Below are 24347 nucleotides of genomic sequence, written 5' to 3'. Positions count from 1 at the left end.
CTCCTGCGAAAGGCCGCGAAGCACATGGTCGAGAATCAAGAACAGACGAGTGTCGCCGAGTTACAGAACCTGCTTCTGGACAGCGCCGACATCAGGACATTCCTCGACGGGCTCTCGTCGGCGGCCGCGCGCAGCATTTCGGGGGAGACGCCGGTTCAGTGCAGCGTGACCGTCTCCCGCGAACGCAGGCCGGCGACCATGGGGGTGAGCGCGGAGCTCGCTGGCGAGCTCGACCAGATTCAGTACGCCGCCCTCGAGGGGCCTTGCATTGACGCGCTGCGCACGGGCCATGTCGTGGACGTGCGAGACGTCGGTCAGGAGGAACGGTGGCCGCGGTACACGGCCGGACTCCGTCCCACTGGCATCCGATCGGTCCTCGCGGTGCCGATCCCGCTTGCGGGCGGTGCTTCCGCGGCGCTCAACTGCTACTCCGAGACTCCCGGGGCCTTCGGAGGCGAGGCTCGCCAGGAGGTCCTCGAGTTCGCCCAGCTCGCCTCGACCTCTGTCGCGCTTGCCGTACGTCTCACCTCGGAGTCGGACCGTGCGGCCGACCTCGCAACGGCTCTGGAATCCCGGACCTCGATCAATCTCGCCGCTGGGATCATCATGGCCCAGTCCCGCTGTACCTCGGACGAGGCGATCGAGATCCTCAAGCGGGCGTCGAACCAGCGAAACGTCAAGCTGCGCGACGTCGCCTCCTCGATCCTCGCCCGCTTCGACGATGCGGACCCCAACACCCACTTCAGCTGAGGCCGGCACCTGCGGCTACTGGAGTGTGAACACGGCCTTCGGGCTGTCCAACGGACCGAGGGACGTGGTGAGGACGTAGGTCCCCGGAAGGGGCTTGACCGGGACGGGCTTGCAGCCCTCGGATGAACGCACGCGCGGCCACGGGAAGTTCGCGGTCTCGCTCGCGCCGGGAGCGAGGGTCTTGAGGAGGTCCGACGAGCCGTCCTGGCAGTCCTTGGAGTCGAAGATGCGGTCGGCGCCGCTCACGATGAGGTACTCCATCTGGGACGTGCCCACGTTCAGGGTGCACGGCATGCTGTTCTGGTTGGTGACCTTGAGCGTCAGCACAGGGTCCTCCGTGGGGCCGTACTCCCGCTTGTCGGTCGAGGCCGTGAGCGCGAATTTCGCGGGGTCGCAGGTTGCGGTCGGCGTGGGGCTCGGCGAGCTAGACGCCGCGGTGCTTGCCGACGCGGGCATTCCCGTTCCCGCGTCGGACGGGGTGGTCGGGGACGTTGGGCTGGCGCCGGTTGACGCGGGCGGCGCCGAGGCCGTTGGGAGCGCAACGGGACCCGCATCGGCGGACGTCCTGCCTGGCGCCGCCTGATGAGCTGAGCCGCGCACGAGCGCCCAGGCGCCGCCGGCGAAGGCGACCAGCACGAGGGCGAGCAGCGTGCCCACAACGAGGCGCCGCCGGCGGTAGACGGCAGGACTGTGGCGACGGGGTGCGGGGCGAGGGGATGCCGGGCGGGACGCGCCCGGCCCGCCCGTGCCCGGTCCTTCACCCTGTGTTCCGCGCGCTGCCATGCTTCTAGGCTAGGAAACCTTGGGGCGCCCGCGGCCACGCCGCGCCGCGCAGCTAGAGTGGAATCGCCCACGAGCCGGCCATCAATACCGCACCGGCGACCATACCCGGAGGAGGAGCCCTGACCGCGAAACTGCATGGCGCCGTCGTCCGCTGGTTCGCCGCCGAGGCGCGGGACCTCCCTTGGCGGCACCCGGAGTGCAGCCCGTGGGGTGTGCTCGTGAGCGAGGTCATGCTCCAGCAGACGCCGGTCGTGCGGGTGCTCCCGGTGTGGAGCGCGTGGATGGAACGCTGGCCCAAGCCCGGCGACCTGGCCGCCGAGCCGTCTGGGGAGGCGGTCCGGGCCTGGGGGCGGCTCGGCTATCCGCGCCGGGCGCTGCGCCTTCACGCCGCCGCGACGGTCATCGCCACCGCGCACGACGGCGAGCTCCCCGATTCCGAGGACGGCCTCCTCGCGCTGCCCGGAGTGGGCGGCTACACCGCGGCCGCCGTCGCGGCGTTCGCGTTCGGGCGCCGGGCATCCGTGGTCGACACCAACATCCGGCGGGTGCACGCGAGGCTGATCCGTGGCGAGGCCCTTCCCGCTCCGGCCCTCACGGCCGCGGAGCGACGGCTCGCCGAGACGCTCCTCCCGGACGACGACGAGACGTCCGTCCGCTGGAACGCGGGCGTCATGGAGCTGGGAGCCATGGTCTGCACGGCCCGGGCGCCGAAATGCCTGATCTGCCCGGTAGCGGACGCGTGTGCGTGGCGGGCGGCAGGTGAGCCCCCGCCGTCATACGTCCCGAAGGGCCAGGCCTGGCACGGGACGGACCGGCAGGTGCGGGGCGCCGTCATGGCCGTGCTCCGTGGGGCCTCGCACCCGGTTCCTCGCGTCGTCCTGGAAGGCCCGGCGATGGCGGTCGCCGAACGGGAGAGCACGAATCCCGAGCTCGCACGCCTCCACACGCTCGCGCCCGCCCCGGAACAGCTCGAACGCTGCATCGCCGGGCTCCTCGCGGACGGACTCGCGGTAGAGCTCCCCGCGGGGCTCTCACTCCCCCACTAGGCGCGGCTACTCCCGGGCGCGCCCCGCGAGCCACTTGATCATGCGCGTGTTGCCGAGCGTGTTCGGCTTGACCCTGGCCAGGTCGAGGAATTCGGCAACGCCCTCGTCGGCCGACCGCAGGAGCTCCGAGTAGACCTCGGGGTCCACGGCCGTCTGGTCGGCCATGACCTCGAAGCCGTGCCGCTCGAAGAACCGCACCTCGAACGTGAGGCAGAAGACCCGCTGCACACCGATCTCGGCCGCGTCGTCAAGGAGCCGCTCGACGAGCGCATGGCCCACCCCGTGCCCCCGCCAGCTGTCGGCGGCGGCAAGAGTGCGGACCTCGGCGAGGTCTTCCCACATGACGTGGAGCGCCCCGCAGCCGATGACTTCGCCGTCGTCCGTCTCCGCGACCCGGAACTCCTGGATGGATTCGAAGTAGGCGACGGACTCCTTGGATATGAGGATCCTGCGCTCTGCGAGCGGGGCCACGAGCCGCCTGATGGCGGCGACATCGCTCGTCCGCGCGCGTCGAACCCTGAAGGGCGGGGCAGCGGTGGGCTCGGTCGTGGCTTCCGCGGCTGTCATGCAGCCATCCTAGAGCCCGAGTTCCTCCGGCAGCTCACGCTCCTCCCCGAGGACATGCTGCGCGAGGAACGCATTCACGACGCCGTACCAGACCTTCGTGTGCTGCGGCTTGAGGATCCAATGGTTCTCGTCCGGGAAATAGAGGAAGCGGTGCGGCGTGCGGCCCGACTCGTCGATGGAGAGCTGCGACTTGCTGAGGAGCTCGTACCAGAGGCGCAGGCCCTCCCCGATCGGGACGCGGTAGTCCTTGTCGCCGTGGATGACGAGCATGGGTGTGCGGATGTCGCCGACCGAGCGGTGCGGCGAGTAGGCCTCCTGCATGGCCTCGTCCATTTCCTTCGCCCAGTAGTGGGCCATGTCCGTTGTCATGCCGAAGCCCTCGAGCGCCCAGAGGCTCGCGTGGGTGACGATCGCCCGGAAGCGGTCTGTGTGGCCCGCCACCCAGTTGGCCATGTACCCGCCGAACGAGCCGCCCATCGCGGCCGTCCGCTCGGGGTCGAGGTCGGGCCGTTCGAGCGCGGCGTCCGTGATCGCCATGAGGTCGGTGAAGGGCTCCGCGCCCCACCGTCCCCAGCCCCGCTGGATGAAGTCCTGCCCGTAGCCGGTCGAGAGGGCCGGGTCCGGGAGCAGGACGGCGTAGCCCTGCGCTGTCATGAGCCAGGGGTTCCAGCGCCAGGTCCACGCGTTCCAGGAGCCGATGGGGCCGCCGTGGATCCACAGGAGCAGCGGGTGGCGGGTCCCCTCCCCGCCCGGAGGAAGGGCAAGCCACGCACGCAGCGGCGTCCCGTCCTCGGCCGTGGCAGTGACCTCCTCGAGGCGGCCCGGGATCTCGGGGCGCTCCACCGGATTCGACAGCCGGGTCACGTCCCCGCTCGCGAGATCGATGCGGACGGCCTCTGGCGGGAACAGGTACGAGCTGCGCAGGGCGTAGGCGAGGGAAGCGTCGGGGCCGACGACGACGTCGCTGTACGTCGCGTCGTCGTCCGTCACCCGGCTGACGCCGGCGCTCTCCTGGTCGATGCGGAAGACGGGCGAGCGGCCGGCGTCGTCCGCTGTGACGAGGAGCGCGGAGCCGTCCGGAAGCCACGCGTGGGGGTGCGCCTGGCGGTCCCAGTCGGGGGCGACGCGGCGCAGCTCGCCGCTCTCGAGGTCCAGGAGGTGGAGCTCGCTCCGATAGGACTCGGTCGGCGTCGTGTGCGGCTCGACGACGACGGCGAGCGTGCGGCCGTCGGGGCTCGCCGGGCCGGGGAAGAAGTCCTTGCCCTCCTCGGCGAGGAGCGTGCGGCGGGCGCCTGTCGCGGCGTCGACCGCGACGAGCTCGCTCCGCTGGTCCGCCTTCGCGAGCGGCTTGAGGACCGCAGCGTACAGCGTCGTGCCGTCGGGGCTTACATGGGTTTCTCCGAAGCGGAGGCCGCCACCGATGTCGGGGGTGAGGTTCCGGAGCTCGAGCGCTGGCCCCTCGTCGACTGTGGTGGGCCTGCCGGGCTCGGGCTCCTTCGAGGAGCGTTCGACGGCGAAGAGCCGCGGCTCGTCGGGGCCGAGATCGGCGTCCCAGAAGCGGACCGGGTAGCCCGAGTGCAGGATCGCTGCGACCTTGCCGTCCTTGCGGGCCTTGCGGCGCTTCTCGTCGTCCTCCTCGTCCGAGCTTCCCGGGAGGACGGAGGCCTGAAGGAAGGCGGCGTCGGCCGCGCGCGCCGTGAGCACCGTGCCGACCCCGCCCGCCCGGCTCTGCACTACCCTCGCCTCGCCGCCGTCCCGCGGGAGCAGCCACAGGGCGGTGACGGGGTCCTCGTCGGGCTTCTCCGGATCGGGCCGGGCCGATGTGAAGAACAGGTCCCCGTTCGCCGTGAACGCCGCGCCCGCCTCGCCCTTCGCACTGCGCGTGATGCGCCGGGCGGGGCGGTCTCCTGAGGGGTCGATCTCCCAGAGCGCCGAACCGTACTCGGTGCCCTTGCCGTTGAGGGTCGCGACAGTCGTGACGAGCCGGGAACCGTCTGGGCTCAGGACCAGGCCGCTCAGTCGCGGGAGGGCGACGTAGTGTTCGAGGTCGTGGAACGGGGTCTCGGGGCTGGCCTTCGGCGCGGCTTGGGAGGTCTGCGGTTCTTGGTTCTGGACGTCGGCGCTCATGGCACCGATTCAACCCTGTTCTGTGGCCCGGAGCACAGAGGCGTTCACTTATGGTGAAACACTTCTTTCACACCTCGCCGAAGCCCTGCTCGACCTGTTCCCGCACGAGGCTCACTGCCCGAGCGGCATCCGCCCCCGATGCCTCCACGACGAGCTGCTCGCCCTTCTTCGCTCCCAGCGCCATGAGCGCCATGACGGACTGGGCGTCGACGCCGTTGATCGTCACCTCGGCATCGAGCTGCGAGAGCCTCCCCGCGAGGACAGCGGCAGGGCGGGCGTGCAGGCCCGTGCGATTCGAGAGCGTGAGGACGGCCGACTCCGAGGGTTCGGCAGCCTCCGGCGCCTCCTCCGGCTCGGCACCGGCCACCGCCTCCTCGGCAGCGCGCACGACGGCGTCGAGCCCCGCCCCCGACTCGGCGGCCACGGCTGCGGCCACGGCCCCCTCCACGATCGCAGCGTCGGCGATCCGTACCCGCGAGCGCTGCTCGTCGTCGAGGAACTCGAGCACCGACTCCGCTGTCATGATCGCGGAGCCAAGATCGGCGATGACGACCACCCCGGCACCGTGATCGGCCTCGGCGATCCCCTTCATGACCTTCTCGAAACTCGTGCCCACGCCGCCGTCGTCCGTCCCCCCGGCCGCGACGAGCGGCACGGAACGGGCCATCTGCTCCGCAAGCTCGACGACCCCCTCGGCGAGCCGCGCGCTGTGCGAGACGATCAGCAGGCCGACCGGGCTCATGCAACTCCCCCCGCGCTGATCTCGGACATCGCCGCGGTCACGGCCGCCCGAAGGATGTACGACGTCGACACCGCCCCCGGGTCGAGGTGCCCCACGCTGCGGCTCCCGAGGTAGCTGGCCCTGCCCTTCCGGGCCACGAGCGGCTTGGTCGCCTGGGCGCCGGCCTCGGCAGCGGAGGCCGCGGCCTCGAGGGCCGCTTCGCCGTCGGCGGGCGCCGCAGCCGCTTTGACCGCCGGGGTCCACGCGTCGACCATCGTCTTGTCGCCCGGTTCTGCCTTGCCGCGGGCCACGATCCCATCCCGCGCCGCGGCGAGCAGCGCCTCGACGGCCGGCCCGTTGAGGCGGTCCCGGTCGCCGGCGGCCACGGACGCGCGCAGGAACGCCGTCCCGTACAAGGGCCCGGCCGCCCCGCCGACCGTGCTCATGAGCGTCATCGCAGCGAGCTTGAGGGCCGCTGCGATGGAATCGCTGCGCGCCTCGTCGAGCTTCGCGACCACGGCACGGAAGCCGCGGTCCATGTTCTCTCCGTGGTCCCCGTCCCCGATCGCGCGGTCGAGGTCGATGAGCTCCTCGCGGCGCTCCGCGAGGACTCGGGCGCACTCCCGGAGCCAGCGGTCCGCCCAGGCAGCGTCCAAAGCCGTCATGCTCACACTCCCCATCGCAGCGCCGCAGTCTTGACCGGCGCGTCCCACCATGTTGTCAGCTCGTCGTCGAGCCGCAGGACGGTGACAGAGCAGCCCTGCATCTCGAGCGATGTGGTGTAGTTACCCACAAGGCTCCGTTCAACAATCGCGCCGCGATCGGCGAGGAGCTGCGCGGCGCGCCGGTACACGATGTACAGCTCCGAGAGCGGTGTCCCGCCCATGCCGTTGACGAACAGGAGCACCTTGTCTCCCCCTCGGACGCCGAGGTCCTCGACGACCGGGGTGAGCAGGTGCTCCGTGAGGGCGTCGGCCGGCTCGAGGCCCACGCGCCTCCTGCCGGGCTCTCCGTGGATCCCGATGCCGACCTCGATCTCGCCCTCCTCGAGCTCGAAGCTCGGCCTCCCGACGTGCGGGACTGTGCCGGGGGCCAGCGCGAGGCCCATCGAACGGACGTTTGCGACGACCTTCCGCGCCACCGCCTCGACCGCGTCGAGCGACTCCCCCCGTTCGGCGGCTGCGCCCGCGATCTTCTCCACGAGCACCGTCCCCGCGACTCCCCGCCGACCGGCCGTGTAGAGCGAGTCCTCGACCGCGACGTCGTCGTTCACGAGGACGGTGCGCACCTCGATGCCCTCGGCTTCGCACAGCTCCGCAGCAGTCTCGAAGTTGAGCACGTCGCCCGTGTAGTTCTTCACGATGTGGACGACGCCGACGCCGCCGTCCGCCGCCCGGGTCGCCGGAAGGATCTGGTCCGGCGTCGGCGAGGTGAAGACCGGCCCTGGGACCGCGGCGTCGAGCATGCCCTGCCCGACGTAACCCGCGTGGAGCGGCTCGTGCCCGCTCCCGCCGCCCGAGACGAGCCCGACCTTGCCCTGCACGGCCCCGCCCCTTCGCGCGACGTAGAGGGGATCCCGGTGCACCTCGACGAGATCGGCGTGGGCCAGGCCGAACCCGTCGACTGACTCCTCTACCACCGCGCGCGGGTCGTTGATGAGCTTCTTCACCTTGCTCCTCTGCCCCCGTCAGTCGACGTCGTGCTCGCCCTGGTCCTCGTCATCGTCTTCGCTCGGCCCGGGTGCCTGGCTGCCCTGGCTGCCTTGGCTGTCCTGGCTTTTCTGGCCCGTCAGGCCGCCCGCCTCCTGTTCGGGGGTCGGGCTGCCGTAGCCGCCCTGCTCCTCGGCGCGCTCGACTCCCTCGTCCTCAGACCCGCTCGTGCTCGTCATGGCTCTCCCCTTCCGTCGTAGGCCGCCGGCCACGCCGACGGCGCCCGGCAGGGCCGGGCACCTCCGACCGTAAGCAGAGGTGCCCGCACAACTCCAGAGCCCGCAGACAATTTCGAGCTCAGGCGGAGAGGACCGCGCGCCGAGTTCGACAGCAGACGACGGCGGCCCCCCACCTCGGGAGGTGGGGGCCGCGTCGTCAATCAGCCTGTGTGCAGGATCAGCGGATCAGGCGCCGAGCTCCTTCGAGCCGCCCTTGCCCGCCGTGACCACCTCGGGGAGGTGCGGGCGCGCCGTGCCGACGAACGTGAACTTCGCGAGATCACCTTCGCCCTCGACATCGACGAGCACGATGTCGCCCGCGGAGATGTCCCCGAAGAGGATCCTCTCCGAGAGCTGGTCCTCGATCTCGCTCTGGATCACCCGGCGCAGCGGCCGGGCACCCATGGCGGGATCGTAGCCGCGGGTCGCCAGCAGGACCTTCGCCTTCTGGGTGAGCTCGATGCCCATGTCCTTGTCCTTGAGCCGCCGCTCGAGCCGCTCGATCATGAGATCGACGATCTCGATGATCTCGTCCTGCGTGAGCTGCGGGAACACGACGATGTCGTCGACGCGGTTGAGGAACTCGGGGCGGAAGTGCTGCTTGAGCTCCTCCGTCACGCGGGCCTTCATGCGGTCGTAGGTCGTCTTCGTGTCCGTGCCCGACTGGAAGCCGGTCATGACGCCCTTCGAGATGTCCCGGGTACCCAGGTTGGTCGTCATGATGATGATCGTGTTCTTGAAGTCCACGACCCGGCCCTGGCTGTCCGTGAGGCGTCCGTCCTCGAGGATCTGCAGGAGGGAGTTGAAGAGGTCCGCGTGGGCCTTCTCAACCTCGTCGAACAGCACGACCGAGAACGGCCGCCGGCGCACCTTCTCGGTGAGCTGGCCGCCCTCTTCGTAGCCGACGTAGCCCGGAGGGGCACCGAAGAGCCGCGAGACGGTGTGCTTCTCCGAGAACTCGGACATGTCGAGCGTGATGAGCGCGTCTTCCTCGCCGAAGAGGAACTCCGCGAGGGCCTTCGCCAGCTCCGTCTTGCCGACGCCGGTCGGGCCCGCGAAGATGAACGACCCACCGGGGCGCTTCGGGTCCTTGAGGCCGGCCCGCGTGCGGCGGATGGAGCGGGAGAGCGCCTTGATGGCGTCGTCCTGGCCGACGACACGCTTGTGGAGCTCGTCCTCCATGTGCAGGAGCCGCGAAGACTCCTCCTCGGTGAGCTTGAAGACCGGGATGCCCGTCGAATTGGCGAGCACCTCGGCGACGAGCTCCTCGTCCACCTCGGCCACGCCGTCCATGTCGCCGGACTTCCACGCACGCTCGCGCTCGGCGCGCTCCGAAATGAGCTTCTGCTCCTTGTCCCGCAGCGCCGCCGCGCCCTCGAAGTCCTGCGCGTCGATCGCAGATTCCTTCTCGAGCTTGAGGCTCGCGATGCGCTCGTCGAGCGCCTTGAGCTCCGGCGGCGCCGTCATCCGACGGATCCGCAGGCGGGCGCCAGCCTCGTCGATCAGGTCGATGGCCTTGTCCGGGAGGAAGCGGTCGCTGATGTACCGCTCCGACAGATTGGCCGCAGCAGCGAGCGCGCTGTCCGTGATCGTGACACGGTGGTGCGCCTCGTAGCGATCGCGGAGCCCCTTGAGGATCTCGATCGTGAGCGCCACCGTCGGCTCCGCAACCTGGATCGGCTGGAAGCGCCGCTCGAGCGCCGCATCCTTCTCGATGTGCTTGCGGTACTCGTCGAGCGTCGTCGCGCCGATCGTCTGGAGCTCGCCGCGCGCGAGCATCGGCTTCAGGATGCTCGCGGCGTCGATCGCGCCCTCAGCGGCACCGGCACCGACGAGCGTGTGGATCTCGTCGATGAAGAGGATGATGTCGCCGCGGGTGCGGATCTCCTTGAGGACCTTCTTGAGGCGCTCCTCGAAGTCGCCGCGGTAGCGGGAGCCGGCCACGAGGGAACCGAGGTCGAGCGTGTAGAGCTGCTTGTCCTTGATCGTCTCGGGGACGTCGCCGCGCACGATCGCCTGCGCGAGGCCCTCGACGACGGCGGTCTTGCCGACGCCGGGCTCGCCGATGAGCACGGGGTTGTTCTTGGTGCGGCGCGAGAGGACCTGCATGACGCGTTCCATCTCGTGCTCGCGCCCGATCACGGGATCGAGCTTGTTCTCGCGGGCGGCCTGCGTGAGGTTGCGGCCGAACTGGTCGAGCACCACGGAACCCGCGGGGCTCCCCTCCGGCTGGCCCGAGCCGGAGCCGGGCGACGCCGTCTCCTTGCCCTGGTAGCCCGAGAGCAGCTGGATGACCTGCTGGCGGACGCGATTGAGGTCGGCGCCGAGCTTGACGAGGACCTGGGCCGCGACGCCTTCGCCCTCGCGGATCAGGCCCAGCAGGATGTGCTCGGTGCCGATGTAGTTGTGGCCGAGCTGCAGCGCCTCGCGCAGGGACAGCTCGAGCACCTTCTTGGCGCGCGGCGTGAACGGAATGTGACCAGAAGGCGCCTGCTGGCCTTGGCCGATGATCTCCTGCACCTGCTCCCGCACACCGTCCAAGGAGATACCAAGGGATTCGAGCGCCTTCGCGGCCACTCCCTCCCCCTCGTGGATAAGACCCAGGAGGATGTGCTCGGTGCCGATGTAGTTGTGGTTGAGCATGCGGGCCTCTTCTTGGGCCAGCACGACCACGCGACGGGCGCGGTCTGTGAATCTCTCGAACATCGCTCGAACTCCCCGGTGTTGCTGATTGGGTGCAGAGCTGCCAAAGACAGCACTGGCAAGTAGTTCGATGCTACGTGGCGGCTGCTGCCCGCACAGCGCTGTTCGCCACGGGGTGAACCGCGCCGTGGTCACGGAAGTTCCCGGAGTGCGCCCTGGAGTCGTCCGCGGGCCGTTTCATCCGCCGTCGCACTTCCCGTAATTTCGAAATTAGCCCAACAAATGCAGAAAACCCGGCGCCGTTGCGGCGCCGGGTTTCGCGATCAATCAGGGAAAGTCAGAATCAGGCGTTTGCCTTGCGGTATGCTTCCTGAATCTCGGCCTGAATGCGGCCGCGGCTGTTCACGTTGTAACCGTTGTCACGAGCCCACTGGCGGATCTTGGCGGAATCAGAATTGCGTGAACCCGTGCTGCCCGAAGCAGAACGGGCGCGGGGGGCCTGCTGCCCACGGGCAGACGACTTGCGGGCCGCCGACACGTACCCCTGGAGGGAGTCACGAAGCTTCGTCGCATTCTCATGGGAGAGATCGATCTCATAGCTCGAGCCGTCGATGCCGAAACGGACGGTCTCGTCCGCGGAACCCCCGTCGAGGTCGTCAACGAGGATGATCTTGACTTTCTGTGCCATGGCATTCTCTCTCTGTCGGTGCTTGATCGACGGCCTGCCTGGCAGGCGCTGCACTTGCAGACGGCACAATTCGTGCTGGCGTCGCTATTGCACTGCCATTATGCTGCCGCGCCACCATGGCGTCAAAACGAATCACTCGCCAGAGGGAGAACTTTTTCCTTGCTCACGGAGGTCCGCTTCCCTTTCGGCGGCAGCGAGAGCCTCACGCTCCGACTTGTCCGCATTGAAAATTGCGCGGATTGCGAACCAGAATATGAGTCCGACCACGATCGGCGGGAGCAGGACTTCTACGTAATCCATGTCAGTTGGCCTCCGGCTTGAGCAAGGGGAACAGGATGGTCTCGCGGATGCCCGCCTGCGTGAACAGCATGACAAGGCGGTCGATCCCGAGGCCGATGCCCCCCATGGGGGGTGCACCGTATTCGAGCGCGCGCAGGAAGTCCTCGTCGAGCTGCATCGCCTCGTCGTCGCCCTCCGCGGCAAGGCGCGACTGCTCCGTGAGCCGCTCGCGCTGGATGACGGGGTCAATGAGCTCGGAGAATGCTGTACCGCGCTCCATTCCGCCGATAATCAGGTCCCAAGCCTCAATGAGACGTGGGTCGTCACGGTGGGGACGCGCCAACGGCTGCGCCGAAGGCGGGTAATCATAGACGAAAGTCGGATGGATCAGTGTCGGCTCCACGATGTCTCCGAAGAGCTCGACCACGGCCTTTTCCGCCGTCCACAGCGGGTCGGTCCTGACGCCATGGCGGTCGCCGATCTCGAGGAGCTTTTCGAGGGGCGTATCGGGCGTGATCTCTTCGCCCACCGCCTCGGACAGGCCCGGATACACCCCGAGCCAGCGCCATTCGCCGTCGAGGTCGATCGTTCCCTGCGGCGTCTCAATCTGCCGGCTGCCCACAACATCCGCGACGTTGAGGATGATCTCCTTCATCCGCTCGGCCATCGTGAATTGGTCGGCGTACGCCTCGTAGCATTCGAGCGTCGTGAATTCGGGGCTGTGCGTCGAATCCACACCCTCGTTGCGGAACACCCTGCCGATCTCGTAGACCCGCTCGATTCCGCCCACGACAGCGCGCTTGAGATACAGTTCCGTCGCAATGCGCAGCGTCATCCGCTGGTCGAATGCATTGAGGTGCGTTTCGAACGGCCGAGCCGCTGCGCCGCCATGGATGAGATTGAGCATAGGTGTCTCGACCTCCACATATCCGTGGGAATCGAGGGTGTCACGGACGGACTTCGTGATCTTGGCCCGCGTATAGACCATCTGCCGCGCCTCCTCCCGGATCAGGAGGTCGACATAACGCTGGCGAACCCGGGTCTCCTCATTGAGCTCAGCGTGCAGGGTCGGGAGCGGCCGGAGGGCCTTCGACGCCATCTTCCAGTCGTCCGCCATGACCGAGAGCTCGCCGCGCTTGGACGAGATGACTTCGCCGTGGACGTAGACATGATCACCGAGGTCGACAAGGGACTTCCAGTCGGCCAAACGCTCCTCGCCGACGTTCGCGAGGCTCAGCATGGCCTGGAGACGCGTCCCGTCCCCCTCCTGGAGGGTCGCGAAGCACAGCTTGCCCGTGTTGCGCACGAAGACGACACGACCCACGACACCCACGACTTCGCCCGTGGCGGTATCCGGCTCGAGATCAGGAAACTTCTCGCGGATCTGGGCGAGTGAGTGGCTGCGCTCGAGCATCACCGGATAGGGCTCCTCGCCCCGCGCGATGAGCTTGCCGCGCTTGTCCAGGCGAACGTGCATCTGCTCGCTGGCGTCGGCGGGCTCTGTTCCGGACGGAAGGGCCTGCTCGGCTCCAGGGGCGGTGTTCTGCGCAGTCACAGTGTTCAATTCTAGGCCAGCAGCCTGTGGGCTAGGCTCGTCGTATGGCAGCCTCCCAGTTTGTCGCCTCCACCGTCCCGACTCCGGACGGCGCTGTTCTCGAGCTGTTCACCGCCGCGACCGGCGAGGCTCGGGCGGAAGGCGGGGTCGTCGTCGTCCACGGCTCGATGGTGACGGCGGAACTGTACCGAGACCTCGCGCAACGGCTGGCCGAGGCGCTCGACGCCCCAGTCCATGTCTACAACCGCCGCGGCCGTGGGGCATCGTCGCCCCAGCCGGACGACTATTCGCTCACCGTCGAGGTGAACGATCTGGGGGCGGTCCTCGCGCAGACGCGGTCGCAGTCGGTGTTCGGGCACAACTACGGAGGGTGCATCGCGCTCAACGCGGGCCGGACGCTCGACATCACGCAGCTCGCCGTCTACGACCCCATCATCTCCTTCAACGGGAACTTCAACGCCGACTGGCTCGAGGACTACGAGTCAGCGCTCGGCAGGGGCGACGAGGAGAAGGCCCTCGCCGTCCTCCTGCGCGGGCTCCAGACGGCTGGTCCGATCGCGAAGCTGCCGCTGCCGATCCTCACCGTCCTGAATCGCATCGGCAGCCGGACGCAGCCCGGCAAGGTGCTCACGAGCCTCCTGCCGACCGGCCCTCGCGAAATCCGTGCCGTCGTCGCCGCCGATTCGAAGGCCAAGCCGTTCGAGCAGCTCCCGCTCGAGACGCTGCTCCTGGTCGGCGGCGCGAGTCCGGAGTACTTCGCCGAAGCCGCGGAAGCGCTCGACGGCGTGCTGCCCGCTTCCGACTTCGGAGTCCTTCCGCGTCTGGCCCACGACGCCCCCGAGCGGCCCGCGAAGGCCCTCGTGGACCGCCTCGCGGACTTCTTCGCGAGCTAGCCCACCCGTCTCGGGTACACCAACTCCCCCTCGACCCGTCTCGGGTACACCAACTCCCCCCACCACCCCATCTCGGGTACACCAACTCCCCCCACCACCCCATTTCGGGTACACCAACTGCCTCGTCTCAGAATGTTGCCGGGCGGGTTTCTGTACCCGAAACGCCAGAAGCCGGCGGGTTTCTGTACCCGAAACGCCAGAAGCCGGCGGGTTTCTGTACCCGAAACGGCAAAGGGGCCGGGCGGGGTCAGCGGGCGGCGAGGGGCATGTTGTCGATGAGTCGAACGCCGCCGACGCGGGCTGCCACGATCGCGAGGGCCTCACCCGTGAAGGGCGTCTCGCGGCAGTTGAAGGCCAACGGCTCGAGGGTGTCCGGGTCCACGACCTCGAAATAGTCGAGGTCGACGCCGGGCTGCGACTTGATGAGGGCGACGGCGTCGTCCGGCTCGAGCGGCTCGCGGGCTGCGGCCCGCTCATCCATGAGACGCAGGGCGCGCGAGAGCACGAGTGCCGCCTCGCGGTCCTGCTCATCGAGGAACTGGTTGCGGCTCGAGAGGGCGAGACCATCCTCGGCCCGCACAATCGGGACCCCCACCACCTCGACCGGGAAGTCGAGGTCCTTCACCATGCGCCGCACGATCGCGACCTGCTGCGCATCCTTCTGCCCGAAGTACGCGCGGAACACCGCGGGACGCCCCGCCGCAGGTCCCGGCAGGGCGAGGTGGAACAGCTTCGACACGACCGTGAGGACACCGTCGAAGTGACCCGGACGCGAAGCGCCCTCCCACTTCTCGGCAAGCGGGCCCGCGGTCACCCGCACGAGCGGGTCGCCGCCGGGATACATCTCCTCCACGGAGGGGGCGAAAACGAGGTCGACGCCGATGGAGTCGAGGAGCGCCACGTCCGCCTCGAGCGTTCGGGGGTACCGCTCGAGGTCCTCGGGGTCGCCGAACTGGAGCGGATTGACGAAGATGCTCACCACGACGACGTCGTTCGCCGCGACGGCTGCCTCGGCCAGACTCCGGTGGCCGTCGTGGAGGGCGCCCATGGTCGGCACGAGTCCCAGGGATGGTCTGGCCGCTGAGGCGTCGCCCAGCCCGAGTGACGCCCCTCCACCCCGCCGGCCCGCATGCTCCTCCATGAGGCGCGCGATCTCAGACCGCAGCTCGGCCTTCGTCCCGACGGTGATGGGCATCTCTACGGTTCCTCTCCTGGGTCCTCCGCCCCGGGCTCGTCCTCGGGTCTGAGGGCGGCCTCGAGCCTGGCCCGGACGTCGGCACCGAAGAGGCCGCGCCGCTCTGCGCGGCGGGCTGTGGCAAGGGCCATCGCCCGGTAGGCCTCAAGGATATCGGCGGTGCCGCCGTCGCCCGGGCCGCTGGTCTCCTGCGCGAGCTCGACGAGCGCCTCGGCGTGCGCGCCGACGGTGCCGACATCCCCGCGGGCGACAGGTCCAGTGAGCGCCGACTCGCCCGCGGCCAGCGCATTGTCGAGCGACGCGCGCAGAAGCGGCCCGAGGAGCTGGTCCGGCTCGTCCACCCCGATCCGGCCGAGGACCTCCGCCGCCTGCGCGACAAGGGTGACGAGATGGTTCGATCCGTGCGCGAGTGCCGCATGGTAGGTGACCCGGTCGCCCTCTGCTATGACGACGGGCTCCGCACCCATCTCGACCACGAGGGCCTGGGCGATCGGCAGCATCGCCGGATCCGCAGTCACCCCGAAGCGGCAGTCGAGGAGCCTGCGGAGGTCAAGGCTCATGCCCGTGAACGTCATCGCCGGGTGGATGGCGAGCGGGATCGCCCCAGCGGAGCGGACCGGTGCGAGAACGCCGACGCCATGGCGGCCGGACGTGTGCGCGACGAGCTGGCCAGCCTGCCACGCCCCGAGCTTCGCGAGCCCCTCGACGAGTGGTCCCAGTGCGTCGTCCGGGACGGCGAGGAGCACGAGCTCGGAGCGCTCCACGATGTCCGGTATCTCGAGGACCGGAACGCCGGGGAGAAGGGCCTCCGCACGGTCGCGGCTAGCCTCCGAGACAGCGGAAACGCCGACGACGGCGTGCTCGGCCGCGCGCAGGGCCGCACCGAGTACGGCACCCACCTTTCCCGCGCCGATGACGCCGACCCCCAAGCGCCCGGGACGAGTCACCACCGCTCGCCCCCTCCAGTCAGGGCATCCATCACGAGCGTGGACCTCTTACGCATAGCCGCCCTCGGCGTCGCCCGTCCGCGGCGCGCCCTTGCCGCCCCCCTCGCCCTCGTCGGTGTCCTCGGGAGGGATCCTGCAGAAGCGCTCCACGAGCAGGCCGATCGCGACCATGACGACGCCGCCTCCCATCATCGCTACCGCCTGCAGCACGACGGGGCTCGTGGCGCGTGCGATCCACACGGGGATCTGGTCCGCCACGATCCCGGCGTGCCAGCCGAGCAGTACAGCGCCGGCATACGCGCAGGCATGCGCGAGGACGAGGGTTCGCGCCGCGAAGATCGGGTCGATCATCCGCTTCCTGGTCTCCTCGTTGCGCCAGCGCAGCACGCGGATTCCGAGCGCGAGCGTGAAGACCGCGATGATCGCCACGCTCCCGAGTGCGCTGTACGGCAGCACCGGAGTCGCCGCTGAGGCCCGGTCCGAGAGCTGGGTGGCGGCGAAGCCGAGGAGGCCGAGGACTATGCCGATGAGACCGAGAACCGTGATGCGCAGTGGCTTCATGCGAGGCCCTCGTCGAGCAGCATGTCGTAGTCCTCGATGTCGCTCGTGTCGCCGCAGTCCTCGAGGAGCTCCACGATGGGGTGGCCCTCGAGAACGGCCGTCGGATCGATGAGCAGCCACGGGAACAGCACGAACGCCCGCTCGGCCGCGCGAGGATGCGGGAGGGTCAGGACCGGGTCGTCCTGGACCAGGTCACCGTAGGTGATGATGTCGATGTCGAGCGTCCGCGGACCCCATCGCACCTCACGGGTGCGGAGGTGCTTGGCCTCGACGGCCTGGCAATGGGCGAGGAGCTCGTAGGGGCCGAGGCTCGTCTGCACGATCATCACCATGTTGAGGAAGTCGGGCTGGCCGTCGGGGCCGCCCACAGCCTTCGTCTGGACCACGGGCGAGACGTCGACGAGCCGGACCTCCGGGCGGTCGACGAGGTCCGAGACCGCCTCCGCAAGCGTCTCGGCCCGTTCGCCGAGGTTGCTCCCGAGCGCGAGGACGGCGCGGGTGTACTCGGACTGGATGGCGGGAGTCTCGGCGTCCACGTCAGCGCTCCCGGAAGACCGTGACAGCGACGTCGTCGAATGGAACCGCGATGGGCGCCTGCGGCTTGTGGACCGTCACCTCGGCGGCGTCGACCGCGGCGAACTCACCGAGGATGGCGTTCGCGATCCGGACTGCAAGCGTCTCGATGAGGCTCACGGGTTCGCCGGAGACGATCTGCGTGATCCGCTCCGCGATCTCCGCGTAGCTCGCCGTCTTGGTCAGGTCGTCCCCTGCGGCAGCCTCCGCGAAATCGCAGTGCAGGACGGCGTCGACCACGAAGGGCTGCCCGTCGCGGCGCTCGAAGTCGAGGACGCCGTGGTAGCCGACGGCGGAGACGCCGCGAAGCTTGATCAGATCGGCTCGGGTGCCCACGCGCGCCGCCTCAGGTCCGTGCCCGGGCGACGACCTTGACCGCGTCGAGGTTCGGGGCGACGTCGTGCACGCGCACTCCCCACACGCCCTTCGACGCAACGAGTGCCGTGATGGCGGCCGTCGCCGCGTCCCGCTGCTCCGGTTCGGCGGCCTTCCCCGCCGTCGTGAGCAGCTCGCCGAGGAAGCGCTTGCGGGAGGCCGCGACGAGGACACGGTGGCCGAGCTCGACGAAGCGGTCGATGCCCGCGACCAGCTCCCAGTTCTGCTCGCCGTTCTTCGCGAATCCGAGTCCGGGGTCGACGATGATCTTCTCGTCGGCCACCCCGGCGGCCCGGAGGCGGTCGCGGACAGAGACCGTCTCCGCGAGGACGTCCTCGAGCACGTTGTCGTAGTCCGCGAGGGTGGTCATGGTGCGCGAATTGCCGCGGTTGTGCATGAGCACGTAGTGGGCTCCGCGGTCTGCGACGAGGTCGATCATGTCCTGGCCCACTTCGAGCCCCGACACGTCGTTGACGATGAGGGCCCCGGCGTCGAGCGCCTTGGCGGCCGTGGTGGCACGCCGCGTGTCCACGGAAACGAGTGCGCCCGCCTTGACGAGCGCCTCGACGACGGGGAGGACCCGGCGCTGCTCCTCGTCTTCGGGCACCTCCTCGGCACCCGGACGCGTCGACTCGCCGCCCACGTCGATGATGTCAGCACCCGCGTAGAACATCCGGAGGCCCGCGGCGATGGCGGTATCGGCCGAGTCGTGCTGGCCGCCGTCGCTGAAGGAGTCGGGGGTGACGTTGAGGATGCCCATGACCACCGTGCGGTCCGTCGGGAGCGACTCGAAGGTGGCCCTGGGGCGGGGCTTGCGGAGAACAGGCAGCGGGGTGGTGTTGGGCCCGGTCCCGGGTGGGGCGGCGAGGGTGTCCATAGTCGGGGTTACCTTCCGAGGATGAGGCTCATGGCTTCGGCGCGGGTGGCAGGATCGTGCAGCTGCCCGCGGACCGCACTCGTGACCGTCTTCGCACCGGGCTTGCGGACCCCGCGCATCGACATGCACATATGCTCGCACTCGACGACGACGATCACGCCACGCGGCTTGAGGTGCTTCACGAGCGCCTCGGCCACATCGGTCGTGAGGCGCTCCTGCACCTGGGGCCGGCGCGCGTAGACGTCGACCAGGCGTGCAAGCTTGCTCAACCCGGTGACGCGGCCGTCGTGCGACGGGATGTACCCGACGTGGGCAACCCCATGGAACGGGACGAGATGGTGCTCGCAAGTCGAGTAGAACGGGATGTCCTTCACGAGCACGAGCTCTTCGTGGTCGAGGTCGAAGGTCACGCCGAGGACGTCCTCGGGGGTCTGGTGGAGCCCCGCAAACGTCTCGGCATACGCCCTGGCCACCCGCTTGGGGGTATCGCGCAGCCCGTGCCGCTCCGGATCCTCTCCTACCGCGAGCAGGATCTCGCGGACAGCAGCCTCGATCCGCGGCAAGTCGATGTGCGGGTCGAAGTCGGCGGCGGCGGCAACGTCGTCGTCGTCAATGTGGGTCACGGAATGATCCTATCGGGGGCAGCTCACGCCCCGTGTCGGGGGCCTCGGGGCTGACCGTCGTGCGGCGGCTGGCCGTTGCCCGAGGAGAAGTCCTGCTCGCCCCCGGTGTGCACATGCGGATGCTGCGCGTCGAGCGGCTGGTTGCGCCGCGCGTCGTTCGCCTCCTCCTGGGCCTTGATCTCGGCGTCGGTCTCATCGTGATCGTGGTTGGCCTTGGCCTCGAGCTCCGCGCGCAGCCGGCGCTCGTTCTCGGTCTCGACCGGCGGAATGTGCTGCACGGGCCGTGACGCTTTGGAGAGCCACACCTCGCGGAAGTCCCGCTTGCGCACGTCGGTGAAGATAGCGGCGATCTCGCGCTGATTGAGGGTTTCGTGCTCGAGCAGCGCGCCGGCCAGCCGGTCGAGGATGTCGCGGTTCTCCGTGAGGATCGCATATGCCTCGTCATGGGCCTGGTCCATGAGGCGGCGCACCTCCTCGTCCACGACGTACGCGACCTGGTCGGAGTAGTTGCGCTCGTGGGCAGCGTCACGGCCGAGGAACGGCTCGCCGCCGCCCTGGCCGAGCTTCACCGCACCCACGCGCTCGCTCATGCCGAACTGGGTCACCATCTTGCGGGCCGTCGACGTTGCCTTCTCGATGTCATTGGACGCACCGGTGGAGGGATCGTGGAAGACGATCTCCTCGGCGACGCGCCCGCCCATCGCGTAAGCGAGCTGATCGAGCAGCTCGTTGCGCGTCACGGAGTACTTGTCGTCCTCCGGGACCACCATCGTGTAGCCGAGGGCACGCCCGCGCGGAAGGATCGTGATCTTGGTGACCGGCGCCGAGTTCCGCAGCGCTGCCGCCACGAGGGCGTGGCCGCCTTCGTGGTACGCCGTGATCTTGCGCTCGAGGTCCTTCATGACCCGGCTGCGCTTCTGCGGGCCGGCCATGACGCGGTCGATCGCCTCGTCGAGAGCGCGGTCATCGATGAGCTGCGCGTTGGAGCGCGCGGTGAGCAGGGCTGCCTCGTTGAGCACGTTGGCGAGGTCCGCACCCGTGTAGCCCGGGGTCTTCTTCGCGACGGCCTTGAGATCGACGTTGCCCGCCATCGGCTTGCCCTTCGCGTGCACGGAGAGGATCTGCTCGCGGCCCACGAGGTCGGGGGCCTCCACGGGAATCTGGCGGTCGAAGCGGCCGGGGCGCAGGAGGGCGGGGTCGAGGACGTCAGGACGGTTGGTCGCCGCGATGAGGATCACATTGGTCTTCGGGTCGAACCCGTCCATCTCGACGAGGAGCTGGTTCAGGGTCTGCTCGCGCTCGTCGTTGCCGCCGCCGATGCCCGCGCCACGATGGCGGCCGACGGCGTCGATCTCATCGACGAAGACGATGGACGGCGAGTTCGACTTCGCCTGCTCGAAGAGGTCCCGGACACGCGAGGCACCCACGCCGACGAACATCTCGACGAAGTCCGAGCCGGAGATCGAGAAGAAGGGGACACCCGCCTCGCCCGCGACAGCCCGAGCGAGGAGGGTCTTGCCGGTACCGGGAGGGCCGTAGAGCAGGACGCCCTTGGGGATCTTGGCGCCCACGGCCTGGAACTTGCCGGGCTCCTGCAGGAACTCCTTGATCTCCTGGAGCTCCTCCACCGCCTCGTCCGCGCCGGCGACGTCGGCGAAGGTGACCTGCGGCATGTCCTTGGTGATCATCTTGGCCCGGGACTTGCCGAACTTCATGACCTGGGAACCGCCACCCTGCATGCGGGAGAGCAGGAACCAGAACAGGGCGCCGAGCAGGAGGACGGGAATGATGAGGGAGAGGATCGAGCCGAACCAGTTGTTCCCCGTGGGGACGTCGTTGTAGCCGCCCGGGAGGTTGGCGTTGTCGATCGCCTGGACGACCTCGTTGCCGCGGGGGTCGACGTAGTAGAACTGGACGTTCTTGCCCTTGTCCGACCCACTGGGATCCACGTAGTCGTTCTTCAGCGTCAGGTCAACGCGCTCTTCGCCGTTGTTGATCTTGGCGGACTGGACCTTGCCGTCCTTGATGAGCTGGATGCCCACATTCGTGTCGACCGTCGCGCTCCCGCCCGGAGCCAGGGTTCCGAAGGCGATGAGGAGGAGTGCGATCACGACGAGGATCCAGATCCCCGGACCCTTGACGAAGCTTTTGACGTTCATGAACTCGGGGCCGAGCCCCGTCCCTTCTGTTGTGCCGCGGCGCCAGTAACTGCTGGGGTCCCCTGCCCCTGCTGCCTTCTGCTGTCGAGCAGTACCGCAACAAGCTATACCGTTCGGAGACCTTCACGCACAGCGGCGGACAAAAGTTCCCCCAGCGTGCGCCCGAGGGCAACTCCTCGATGAAGGGTGCCGGAAGAGCTCCTGTCCGACTACTCGTAGACGTGCGGAGCGAGAGTACCCACGAAATCAAGGTTCCGGTACTTCTCGGCGTAGTCGAGCCCGTAGCCGACCACGAACTCGTTGGGAATGTCGAAGCCCACATACTTGACATCGATATTGACCTTGGCGGCACCCGGCTTCCGGAATGCCGTGCAGATCTCGACCGACGCGGTCCCGCGCGACTCGAGGTTCGTCTTGAGCCACGAGAGGGTGAGGCCGGAGTCGATGATGTCCTCGACGATCAGCACGTGCTTGCCCATGAGGTCCGTGTCGAGGTCCTTGAGGATCCGGACCACGCCGGAGGACTGCGTCCCGGACCCGTACGAGGAGACCGCCATCCAGTCCATCGTGACGTGGCTGTGGAGGGCGCGCGCGAGGTCTGCCATGACCATCACGGCTCCCTTGAGCACTCCGACGATCAGAAGGTCTCGCCCTGCGTAGTCCTCGTCGATCTGGGCGGCGAGCTCGGAGATCCGCTGCTGGATCTGCTCCCTGCCGTAGAGGACGTGCTTGAGGTCTGCCTGGACGTCTTGAGAATCCACCTGGGCTCCTGGGACTCGGTCTCGGCTGCGGCTCGGCCAGTGCCAGAAAGGGCCGGTGACGAGCTCAGCGTCGGGGATGCGATACAAACACTAGCTTCCCATACTCCGTTCCGGGCGCCGCATCCTTCCTCCGCGGCTGCCGGCGGACGCTCACGTGCCCCGGAACCTCGATCGGCCCGGCGGATCCGCGGCGGTCGAGGAGGCGCTCGACTGCCGCGAGCCGCTCGAATGTCGGCTGCCCGCCGAGCTCGACGACCGCGAGCCAGAGGACGCGGCTGCGGATAGCGGCCGGGAGGGCACGGACCTCGGGGCCCGGAAGGAGCAGCGTGCCCGGCTCCGCCCGCTCGACGAGCGATGCATAGGCCCGGCCAGCCTCGGCATCGAGGTAGTCGGCGTCCCGGCCGAGGATGGTGGCCGTCCGGGCCAGGCCTTCCGCCACCCCCGGCCCCAGCTCCGCCTCGAGGAACGGCATGATGCCGACCCGTACGCGGGAGCGCATGTACCGGGGGTCTTCATTCGTGGGGTCGTACCAGGGCTCGATGCCTTCGGCCGCACACACCGCGACCGTGTCCGCGCGGCGGAGCCCGAGGAAAGGACGCACGTACAGTCCACGGACGGGACGCATGCCCCCGAGCGAGCGCGTGCCGGAGCCGCGGGCGAGCCCGAGCAGGACCTGTTCCGCCTGGTCGTCGAGCGTGTGTCCGAGCAGCACGCCGCGCGCACCCCACTCCGCAGCCGCGGCCTCGAGGGCCGCGAACCTCGCGGCCCGGGCCTCGGCCTCGGGCCCCTCCCCCGAGCGGCGCACCTCCACGGCGACCACCCGGACAGGCGAGAGCCCGAGCTCCCGCAGCACGCCCGCCGTCGTCCGGGCAACCTCCGCCGTGGCCTCCTGGAGCCCATGGTCGACGACGACGGCGCCCGCCTCGAGTGGGTGCCCGTCGACCTCGCCGCGACGGGCGAAATGGGCGACGGCGGCCGCGAGCGCAAGCGAATCGGCCCCTCCTGAGCAGGCGACGAGCACGCGTAGGGGCCACCCGGCCTCTTCGAGTGCCGCCTTGACCGCGTTGCGCGCCCGCCCCACCGCGGGATCCAGCCTGCGCCTCGAGGGCGAAGCAGAGTCCCGGGAGCTCAACCCATCCTGGAGACCCACGACTCCGGGGCGTGGATCTCCTCCTCGGTCGGAAGGTTCTCGGGCTGCTCCCAGATGCGGTTGAAGCCTTCCATTCCGACCCGGTCGACGACGGCGTTCACGAACTTCGCGCCGTCCGTGTACTGCCGCATCTTGGCGTCGAGGCCGAGGAGCCGCCGGACGAACGACTCGAGCGCCCCCCTGTTCTCGCTGCGCGCGTTGTAGCGCTGGCGGATGGTGCGCACGCTGGGGACGACGGCGTCGTCGATTGCGTCCATGACTACGCTCGCGTGCCCCTCGAGAAGACTCATGATCGCCGTCATCCGCGAGATCGCGGCCTTCTCCGAAGGGTCCTGGAGGAGGTCGAGGATCGCGCCCCTGCTCGGAACGGGCTGGCCGACGCCCGCCCACGGACGGTCGCGGAGCGACTTCGCCGCGGCCGTGGCGCGCTCCATGAGCGAATCCATGTTGCCGATGAGGCTGTCCGAGAGCTGGGCGACCTGATCCAGGATGTGGTTGCGCAGCCACGGGGCCGAAGCGAACTGGACCCGGTGGGTCTGCTCGTGGAGGCACACCCAGAGCCGGAAGTCCTCCGGGTCGACGTTGAGCTCGCGCTCGATCTGCACGATGTTCGGCGCGACGAGGAGGAGGCGGCCGGCTTCGGGGACCGTCGAACCGGGAGCGAGCGCGGAGTAGGGCTCGTACTGGCCCAGCACCTTGTTCGAGAGGAATGCGAGGACCGCGCCGAGCTGGGCACCCGTGATCGCGCCGCCCATCCGGGCAGCGGACGGCGTGATATCGCTCGCCCTCTTCTCCAGGAGATGCGTGAGGACCGGCCCGAGCATGACCTGGAAGCCCTGCGTGTTCGCCTTCGCCCAGGACCCGCGGTCGACGACGAGCACCTGGGAATCGCGCAGGTCCTCGGCGGCCGCGAGGCCCGTGATGCGGTGCACGTGGGGCACGGCGGCGTCGGCGAGCCGGTGGAGGCTCGCGACGGCGTCGGCGGCCTCCCACGGCTCGAGCTGCGGCCCGGGAGGGCTCAGACGCGCTGCCGTGGCGGCCGCGAGGTCCCACTTGATGAGCTGCGGGGCCGTCTCATGGACATCCATACACCCCATCAGACCACACGGACGCGACGCAGCACATGGGCTCCGGGCAGGCGCAGGAC

Annotated in this window: 24 protein-coding genes; 3 read left to right on the top strand and 21 right to left on the bottom strand. The window is 69.2% G+C overall.

The window, feature by feature from the left end:
• Window positions 1–24 precede the first annotated feature (24 nt).
• Window positions 25–750: a GAF and ANTAR domain-containing protein gene (locus E6A21_RS16195; RefSeq protein WP_138445198.1), complete on the top strand. Its 726-nt coding sequence runs from the start codon at window positions 25–27 to the stop codon at window positions 748–750.
• Window positions 751–765: 15 nt separating this feature from the next.
• Here the strand turns inward: E6A21_RS16195 and E6A21_RS16190 are convergent, their stop codons facing one another.
• Complete coding sequence (locus E6A21_RS16190; RefSeq protein ID WP_138445197.1) at window positions 766–1533, bottom strand: hypothetical protein; 768 nt, start codon at window positions 1531–1533, stop codon at window positions 766–768.
• Window positions 1534–1634: 101 nt separating this feature from the next.
• On the opposite strand from E6A21_RS16190, the gene E6A21_RS16185 reads away from it, so the two are divergent.
• Window positions 1635–2579 (top strand): HhH-GPD family protein, encoded by a 945-nt coding sequence (locus E6A21_RS16185; RefSeq protein WP_425471573.1) that lies wholly within the window; start codon window positions 1635–1637, stop codon window positions 2577–2579.
• A gap of 6 nt (window positions 2580–2585) precedes the next feature.
• On the opposite strand, the gene E6A21_RS16180 is transcribed toward E6A21_RS16185, so the two are convergent.
• The 9 genes from E6A21_RS16180 to lysS all read right to left on the bottom strand — a co-directional run bounded on the left by E6A21_RS16180 (window position 2586) and on the right by lysS (window position 13008).
• On the bottom strand, window positions 2586–3146 hold the full coding sequence (locus E6A21_RS16180; RefSeq protein ID WP_138445195.1) for an amino-acid N-acetyltransferase: 561 nt from the start codon (window positions 3144–3146) through the stop codon (window positions 2586–2588).
• Between the two features lie 9 nt (window positions 3147–3155).
• The gene (locus E6A21_RS16175; RefSeq protein WP_138445194.1) at window positions 3156–5273 is read right to left on the bottom strand and encodes a S9 family peptidase; all 2118 of its coding nucleotides are present in this window, start codon (window positions 5271–5273) and stop codon (window positions 3156–3158) included.
• 67 nt (window positions 5274–5340) lie between these two features.
• Complete coding sequence (gene dhaM / locus E6A21_RS16170; protein WP_138445193.1) at window positions 5341–6015, bottom strand: dihydroxyacetone kinase phosphoryl donor subunit DhaM; 675 nt, start codon at window positions 6013–6015, stop codon at window positions 5341–5343.
• Window positions 6012–6659, bottom strand: a complete 648-nt coding sequence (gene dhaL, locus E6A21_RS16165; RefSeq protein ID WP_138445192.1) for a dihydroxyacetone kinase subunit DhaL — start codon at window positions 6657–6659, stop codon at window positions 6012–6014. The genes dhaM and dhaL overlap by 4 nt, the downstream gene beginning before the upstream one ends.
• A 2-nt stretch (window positions 6660–6661) precedes the next feature.
• Window positions 6662–7663, bottom strand: a complete 1002-nt coding sequence (gene dhaK, locus E6A21_RS16160; RefSeq protein ID WP_138445191.1) for a dihydroxyacetone kinase subunit DhaK — start codon at window positions 7661–7663, stop codon at window positions 6662–6664.
• 18 nt (window positions 7664–7681) lie between these two features.
• The gene (locus tag E6A21_RS16155; RefSeq protein WP_138445190.1) at window positions 7682–7882 is read right to left on the bottom strand and encodes a hypothetical protein; all 201 of its coding nucleotides are present in this window, start codon (window positions 7880–7882) and stop codon (window positions 7682–7684) included.
• Window positions 7883–8107: 225 nt separating this feature from the next.
• A complete protein-coding gene (locus tag E6A21_RS16150; protein WP_138445189.1) occupies window positions 8108–10627 on the bottom strand; it encodes an ATP-dependent Clp protease ATP-binding subunit in 2520 nt (839 codons plus the stop codon).
• Between the two features lie 280 nt (window positions 10628–10907).
• Window positions 10908–11252: a histone-like nucleoid-structuring protein Lsr2 gene (locus tag E6A21_RS16145; protein ID WP_138445188.1), complete on the bottom strand. Its 345-nt coding sequence runs from the start codon at window positions 11250–11252 to the stop codon at window positions 10908–10910.
• A 301-nt stretch (window positions 11253–11553) separates the two neighbouring features.
• Complete coding sequence (gene lysS, locus E6A21_RS16140; protein WP_171041444.1) at window positions 11554–13008, bottom strand: lysine--tRNA ligase; 1455 nt, start codon at window positions 13006–13008, stop codon at window positions 11554–11556.
• Window positions 13009–13130: 122 nt separating this feature from the next.
• Between lysS and E6A21_RS16135 the strand changes: the two genes are divergently transcribed.
• Complete coding sequence (locus E6A21_RS16135; protein WP_138445186.1) at window positions 13131–13979, top strand: alpha/beta hydrolase; 849 nt, start codon at window positions 13131–13133, stop codon at window positions 13977–13979.
• 247 nt (window positions 13980–14226) lie between these two features.
• Here E6A21_RS16135 and panC read toward each other — a convergent pair whose 3' ends face one another.
• The 11 genes from panC to E6A21_RS16080 form a co-directional block, all read right to left on the bottom strand.
• On the bottom strand, window positions 14227–15174 hold the full coding sequence (gene panC / locus E6A21_RS16130; protein WP_138445185.1) for a pantoate--beta-alanine ligase: 948 nt from the start codon (window positions 15172–15174) through the stop codon (window positions 14227–14229).
• Window positions 15175–15176: 2 nt separating this feature from the next.
• Window positions 15177–16121: a Rossmann-like and DUF2520 domain-containing protein gene (locus E6A21_RS16125; protein ID WP_138445223.1), complete on the bottom strand. Its 945-nt coding sequence runs from the start codon at window positions 16119–16121 to the stop codon at window positions 15177–15179.
• 48 nt (window positions 16122–16169) lie between these two features.
• Entirely contained in the window at window positions 16170–16682 is a 513-nt protein-coding gene (locus E6A21_RS16120) for a DUF3180 domain-containing protein (protein WP_138445184.1), read from the bottom strand.
• The gene (gene folK / locus E6A21_RS16115) at window positions 16679–17197 is read right to left on the bottom strand and encodes a 2-amino-4-hydroxy-6-hydroxymethyldihydropteridine diphosphokinase (RefSeq protein ID WP_138445222.1); all 519 of its coding nucleotides are present in this window, start codon (window positions 17195–17197) and stop codon (window positions 16679–16681) included. Before folK ends, E6A21_RS16120 begins: the two co-directional genes overlap by 4 nt.
• A 22-nt stretch (window positions 17198–17219) precedes the next feature.
• Window positions 17220–17591, bottom strand: coding sequence for a dihydroneopterin aldolase (gene folB / locus E6A21_RS16110; RefSeq protein ID WP_138445183.1), 372 nt, complete (start codon window positions 17589–17591; stop codon window positions 17220–17222).
• A 10-nt stretch (window positions 17592–17601) separates the two neighbouring features.
• Window positions 17602–18507, bottom strand: coding sequence for a dihydropteroate synthase (folP, locus tag E6A21_RS16105; protein ID WP_138445182.1), 906 nt, complete (start codon window positions 18505–18507; stop codon window positions 17602–17604).
• 8 nt (window positions 18508–18515) lie between these two features.
• A complete protein-coding gene (gene folE, locus E6A21_RS16100; RefSeq protein WP_138445181.1) occupies window positions 18516–19130 on the bottom strand; it encodes a GTP cyclohydrolase I FolE in 615 nt (204 codons plus the stop codon).
• Window positions 19131–19153: 23 nt separating this feature from the next.
• Entirely contained in the window at window positions 19154–21289 is a 2136-nt protein-coding gene (gene ftsH / locus E6A21_RS16095) for an ATP-dependent zinc metalloprotease FtsH (protein WP_138445180.1), read from the bottom strand.
• Between the two features lie 209 nt (window positions 21290–21498).
• On the bottom strand, window positions 21499–22050 hold the full coding sequence (gene hpt / locus E6A21_RS16090) for a hypoxanthine phosphoribosyltransferase (protein WP_138445179.1): 552 nt from the start codon (window positions 22048–22050) through the stop codon (window positions 21499–21501).
• 64 nt (window positions 22051–22114) lie between these two features.
• Window positions 22115–23131, bottom strand: a complete 1017-nt coding sequence (gene tilS, locus E6A21_RS16085; RefSeq protein WP_138445178.1) for a tRNA lysidine(34) synthetase TilS — start codon at window positions 23129–23131, stop codon at window positions 22115–22117.
• A 47-nt stretch (window positions 23132–23178) separates the two neighbouring features.
• Window positions 23179–24288 carry a zinc-dependent metalloprotease gene (locus E6A21_RS16080; protein WP_246036578.1) on the bottom strand — a complete coding sequence of 370 codons (1110 nt, stop codon included), beginning with the start codon at window positions 24286–24288 and terminating at the stop codon, window positions 23179–23181.
• Window positions 24289–24347 lie beyond the last annotated feature (59 nt).

The sequence above is a fragment of the Sinomonas susongensis genome, assembly GCF_005877005.1.
GTDB classification, from domain to species: domain Bacteria; phylum Actinomycetota; class Actinomycetes; order Actinomycetales; family Micrococcaceae; genus Sinomonas; species Sinomonas susongensis.
The sequence above is the reverse complement of the archived record's forward strand: the minus strand, read 5'-3'. Positions and strand labels throughout refer to the sequence as shown.